This is a genomic window from Micromonospora sp. M51, assembly GCF_018070305.1.
GTDB classification, from domain to species: Bacteria; Actinomycetota; Actinomycetes; order Mycobacteriales; family Micromonosporaceae; genus Micromonospora; species Micromonospora parva.
This window is the reverse complement of the sequence record NZ_JAGPXZ010000474.1, coordinates 1-4,879: the sequence shown is the minus strand read 5'-3', so window position 1 is coordinate 4,879 and position 4,879 is coordinate 1. Positions and strand designations below refer to the sequence as shown.

Annotated in this window: 6 protein-coding genes and 1 pseudogene; 1 reads left to right on the top strand and 6 read right to left on the bottom strand. The window is 72.8% G+C overall.

Features of this window, described 5'->3' with window-relative positions; translation table 11 throughout:
- Positions 1 to 210: pseudogene (locus KBX53_RS22385) on the bottom strand (hypothetical protein); the annotation flags it as partial.
- Between the two features lie 132 nt (positions 211 to 342).
- Between KBX53_RS22385 and KBX53_RS22380 the strand changes: the two are divergent.
- Complete coding sequence (locus KBX53_RS22380; protein ID WP_030330279.1) at positions 343 to 561, top strand: hypothetical protein; 219 nt, start codon at positions 343 to 345, stop codon at positions 559 to 561.
- Positions 562 to 609: 48 nt separating this feature from the next.
- Here KBX53_RS22380 and fabF read toward each other — a convergent pair whose 3' ends face one another.
- The 5 genes from fabF to KBX53_RS22355 form a co-directional block, all read right to left on the bottom strand.
- The gene (fabF, locus tag KBX53_RS22375) at positions 610 to 1,836 is read right to left on the bottom strand and encodes a beta-ketoacyl-ACP synthase II (RefSeq protein WP_030330277.1); all 1,227 of its coding nucleotides are present in this window, start codon (positions 1,834 to 1,836) and stop codon (positions 610 to 612) included.
- A gap of 2 nt (positions 1,837 to 1,838) precedes the next feature.
- Entirely contained in the window at positions 1,839 to 2,078 is a 240-nt protein-coding gene (locus tag KBX53_RS22370) for an acyl carrier protein (RefSeq protein WP_030330276.1), read from the bottom strand.
- Positions 2,079 to 2,163: 85 nt separating this feature from the next.
- A complete protein-coding gene (locus KBX53_RS22365) occupies positions 2,164 to 3,108 on the bottom strand; it encodes a beta-ketoacyl-ACP synthase III (RefSeq protein ID WP_030330274.1) in 945 nt (314 codons plus the stop codon).
- The gene (locus KBX53_RS22360; protein ID WP_210861453.1) at positions 3,105 to 4,031 is read right to left on the bottom strand and encodes an ACP S-malonyltransferase; all 927 of its coding nucleotides are present in this window, start codon (positions 4,029 to 4,031) and stop codon (positions 3,105 to 3,107) included. The genes KBX53_RS22365 and KBX53_RS22360 overlap by 4 nt, the downstream gene beginning before the upstream one ends.
- Before the next feature lie 78 nt (positions 4,032 to 4,109).
- Positions 4,110 to 4,879, bottom strand: a 770-nt coding sequence (locus KBX53_RS22355; RefSeq protein ID WP_210861451.1) for a CdaR family transcriptional regulator, incomplete at its 5' end; no start/stop codon positions are given.

The window sequence follows — 4,879 nt, the reverse complement described above, 5'->3', positions numbered from 1 at the left end:
AAACGACACCGGGACCGGGCAGGGCGAACCCGTACCGCCGGTCGTGCCGCCGGGCGACGCCGGGGCCACCTCGTCGTACCAGGGCTCACCCGTGGCCTGCGGCGCAGGGTCGCCGGCCGTGGCGCCGGTGGGGGCGGCGTCGTCACCGCAGCCGGCCAGCAGGCCGAGGGCGAGCAGCGCCGACACGGCAACGCGGGTACGAGTGTCCATGGTGGTGATCCCCGTCAGTCGATCTTCAGTCGGCCCATCTAAGCCGGGCGCTGTCCCGGCGTCAATCGGCATCGGCTCCGCGCCACCGAAATCGGGTCGCCCCGACCCCGGCCGGTCTGACAACCTCCCCCCATGGGAGCGGCAGCGGGATTCCGGCACACGCAACGGGCGGACGGCACAGTGGTGATCACCCACCACGGACGGGTCGCCGGGACGCTGCGCGGCGCGCGGGCCGAGGAGTTCCTCGCCGAGGTCGACGACGATCCGCAGTTGGTGATGGCCCGCTGGACCGGCAACTACCGCCACGGCAACGAACGCACCGCGAAACAGCACCCCCGCAACCGGGGCTGAACGACGTAAGGGCCCCTCCTCGTCGAGGAGAGGCCCTTACGCGGGAGCTCAGGGTCGGGCGAAAACGAGCGCCACGTTGTGGCCGCCGAAGCCGAACGCGTTGTTCAACGCGGCCGGGATCTCCATCGGGCGGGCCTTGTGCGCGGCGACGTCCAGGGTGAGGCCGGGCTCCGGGTCGTCCAGGTTGATCGTCGGCGGGACGATGCTGTCGCGGATCGCCAGGATGGTGGCGATCGACTCCAGCGCGCCCGCCGCGCCGAGCAGGTGACCGGTCATCGACTTCGTCGCGGACAGCACCGGGTGGTCGCCGAGTGCCTTGTGCAGCCCGCCGATCTCCAGCATGTCCCCGACCGGGGTCGAGGTGGCGTGCGCGTTGACGTGCACGATGTCGCGCTTGGCGATGTCCGCGTCGGCGATCGCCTTGGCGATGGCCCGGATGGCGCCCTCGCCCTCGGCGTGCGGCTGCACGATGTCGTACGCGTCGGAGGTGATCCCGGCGCCGGCGAGGCGCGCGTACACCCGGGCGCCCCGGGCTGCGGCGTGCTCGGCCCGCTCCAGCACCACGATGCCGGCGCCCTCACCGAGGACGAAGCCGTCCCGGCCCCGGTCCCACGGGCGGGAGGCCCGCTCCGGGTCGTCGTTGCGGGTCGACATGGCCCGCATCGAGCTGAAGCCGGCGATCGGCAGCGGGTGGATGACCGCCTCGGTGCCGCCGGCCACCACCACGTCGGCCCGGCCGGAGCGGATGATGTCCAGGCCCAGGGCGATCGCCTCGGCGCCGGTGGCGCAGGCGCTGGCCACCGAGTGCACGCCGGCCTTCGCGCCGAGCTCCAGGCCCACCCAGGCAGCCGGACCGTTCGGCATCAGCATCGGGATGGTGTGCGGGGAGACCCGCCGTGGCCCGGAGGCCTCCAGGATGTCGTCCTGGGCGAGCAGGGTGGTGGCACCGCCGATGCCGGAGCCGACGCTGACGGCCAACCGCTCCCCGTCAAGGTCGGAGCCGGCGAGGCCGGCGTCCGCCCAGGCCTGCTGCGCCGCGATGATCGCGATCGCCTCGGAACGGTCCAGGCGGCGCAGGCGGACCCGGTCCAGCACCTCGGACGGCTCCACCGCCAACTGGGCGGCGATCCGGACCGGCAGTTGCTCGGCCCACTCCTGGGTGAGAGCACTCACCCCGGAGCGGCCGGCGAGCATGGCGTCCCAGGTCGACGCGACGTCCCCGCCAAGCGGGGTCGTCGCGCCGAGCCCGGTGACGACGACGTCGGAACGACTCATGATCAGGACTGGGCCGCGATGTAGCTGACAGCGTCACCGACGGTCTTGAGGTTCTGCACCTCGTTGTCCGGGATCTTGACGCCGAACTTCTCCTCGGCCGCGACCACGACCTCCACCATGGAGAGCGAGTCGACATCGAGGTCGTCGGTGAAGGACTTCCCCTCGGCCACGTCGTCCGGGTTCACCCCGGCAACCTCTTCGAGGATCTCGGCGAGGCCGGTGGTGATCTCGTCACGGGTCATTGCGGTTGGTTCCTTTCATCGGGATTATCCGGCGGTCGGCGTCGCCCACCGCCACTCCTCGACGCGTACGCGCCCGAGGGGGTCATCAGGGGCAGCGGACGACCTGACCGGCGTAGGTCAGACCGCCGCCGAAGCCGAACAGCAGCACCGGCGCGCCCGAGGGCACCTCCCGGCGCTCGACCAGCTTGGACAGGGCCAGCGGAACGCTCGCCGCGGAGGTGTTACCGGACTCGACGATGTCCTTCGCGATGATCGCGTCGGGAATGTTGAGCCGCTTGGCGATGCCGTCGATGATCCGCGCGTTGGCCTGGTGCGGCACGAACGCGGCCAGCTCCGACGGCTCGACCCCGGCCCGCTCGCAGGCCTGGAGCGCGAGCGGCGCGATCGCGGTGGTGGCCCAGCGGAACACCGCCTGCCCCTCCTGCTGGATGTACGGGCGCCAGCCCTCGATGCGGACCGCGTCGCTCTTGTCCGGCACCGAACCCCAGACGACCGGGCCGATTCCGGTCGGCTCGTCGTCGGCGGTGGCGGAGACCACCGCGGCACCGGCCCCGTCGGCGAAGATGATGCAGGTGGAGCGGTCGGTCCAGTCGGTGAAGTCGGACAGCTTCTCCGCACCGATGACGATCGCGTTGCGCGACGCCCCGGCCCGGATGGCGTGGTCGACGGTGCCCAGCGCGTAGGCGAAGCCCGAGCAGGCGGTGTTGAGGTCGAACGCGCCCGGCGCGGTGATGCCCAGCTTGGCGGCGACGCGGCAGGCCACGTTGGGGCTGCGGTCGATGGAGGAGCAGGTGGCGACCACTACCAGGTCGATGTCGGCGGCGGTCAGGCCCGAGTTGGCGAGCGCCTTGCCGGCGGCCGCGGCGGCCATGTCGGCGACCGTCTCGCTGTCGGCGATCCGCCGGCTGACGATGCCGACCCGGTCACGGATCCACTCGTCGTTGGTGTCGACGAGCTGGGCGATGTCGTCGTTGGTCACCACCCGGGACGGCTGGTAGTGCCCCATCGAGACGATGCGACTGCCAGTCATGAACGACCTCCGATACGGGCGATCAGGTCCCGTGCGGCCGGCAGGTCGTCCGGGGTGTTGAGGGTGACGATCTCCGGGGCGCCGTCGCCCTTGAGTTCCCGCTTCACCAGGCCGGCGAGGGTGCCGGCCGGGGGCAGTTCGATCACGCCGGTGACGCCGAGGTCGGCCAGCGTCCGCATGCACAGGTCCCAGCGCACCGGCGCGGTGACCTGACGGACGAGGCGCTGCACCATGGCCGCGCCGTTGTCGACGGCGGTGCCGTCGAGGTTCGACAGCAGGGTCCGGGCCGGGTCGGCGGCGGCGATCCCGGCGGCCGGCGCGGCGTGCGCGGTCTCGGCCGGAGCCATGTCCGGGGTGTGGAACGCGCCGGCCACCTGGAGCCGGATGACCCGGGTCCGGGTCGGCGGGGCGGCGGCGAGCTTGTCGAGCCCGTCCAGGGCGCCCGCGGCGACGATCTGCCCGGCGCCGTTGCGGTTGGCCGGGTAGAGCCCGTTCGCCTCGATCGCGGCGATCACCTCGTCGGGGTCACCGCCGAGCACGGCGGCCATCCCGGTCGGCTCCAGCGCGCAGGCGGCGGCCATCTCCCGGCCGCGGACGCCGGCCAGGGTGATCGCGGCGTCGGCGGAGAGCACTCCGGCCAGCGCGGCGGCACCCAACTCGCCGACGCTGTGGCCGGCGGTGAGCGCGACGCCGTCCAACGGCAGGTGCTCGGCCGCGAGCAACGCCGCGGCGACCAGCAACGGCTGGGTGCGGGCAGTGTCCTTGATCTCGTCGGCGTCGGCGGCGGTGCCCAGGTGCAGCAGGTCGACCCCGGCCAACGCCGACCACTCGCGCAGTCGCGCCTCAGTGCCGGTCAGGTCGAGCCAGGGGGTCAGGAAGCCGGGTTTCTGAGAACCCTGGCCGGGACTAAGTACAGCGAGCACGCCTATGACTCTCCCGGATAAAGGCGGGTAACGCTGTGCCGCCTTCGACCAAACCGTACTAGGACCTTTGGAGGTTTCCTACAAAGATCGGCGAGGATCACCCTCGTTTTGCGGGGATTTCCGGGCGGCCGGGGTCATTGTCTGAGTCGGGACCGCAGAGGCGAGCGGGGCAACCGGGTCCAACCGACCCACGGTCAGCGCGACCTGGAGGGCGAACGCGTCGCGCGGAGACAACGGCGAGAACCCGGTCACCTCGGCGATCCGGCGCAACCGGTAACGCACCGTGTTCGGGTGCACGAACAGTGCCCGGGCCGCGCTCTCCAACGTGCCACCGGCGGCCAGGAACGCGTCCAGGGTCGCCAGCAGTTCCCCGCCGGCACGCACCAGCGTCGCGTACACATCGTGGCGCAGCCGCCGACGGGCCTCCGCGTCACCGGCGAGGGCCCGCTCCGGCAGCAGGTCCGCCGCCGGCACCGGGCGGGGCGCGCTGGGCCATGCCGGCGCGGCCCGAAAGCCGGACAGCGCGGCCCGCGCCGACTCGGTCGCCTCGTCCAGGCTCGGTACGGCGGGACCGACGACCACCGGGCCGTCCCCGAACGCGCTCAGCAGCTTCGCCGTGGCGGTCAGCGGATCCGGTGCGCCGCCCAGCACGATGACCAGCCGGTCGCCGTGCACACCGCCGATCACCTCCACGCCGATCCGGCGGGCCTGCCGGTAGACCACGTGCAGCACCGCGGAGACCTCGCCACCGGGCGACCGGCCGACCGCCACCGCCACCGGCGGCGCGTCCGTCCAGCCGAGCGCGGCGGCCCGACTGGCCAGCACGTCCGGCGAGTCACCGCGCAACA

Coding starts and splice junctions, on each gene's coding strand:
- KBX53_RS22370 (WP_030330276.1), bottom strand. CDS start 2,078: ATGACCCGTGACGAGATCACCACCGGCCTCGCCGAGATCCTCGAAGAG.
- KBX53_RS22380 (WP_030330279.1), top strand. CDS start 343: ATGGGAGCGGCAGCGGGATTCCGGCACACGCAACGGGCGGACGGCACA.
- fabF (WP_030330277.1), bottom strand. CDS start 1,836: ATGAGTCGTTCCGACGTCGTCGTCACCGGGCTCGGCGCGACGACCCCG.
- KBX53_RS22365 (WP_030330274.1), bottom strand. CDS start 3,108: ATGACTGGCAGTCGCATCGTCTCGATGGGGCACTACCAGCCGTCCCGG.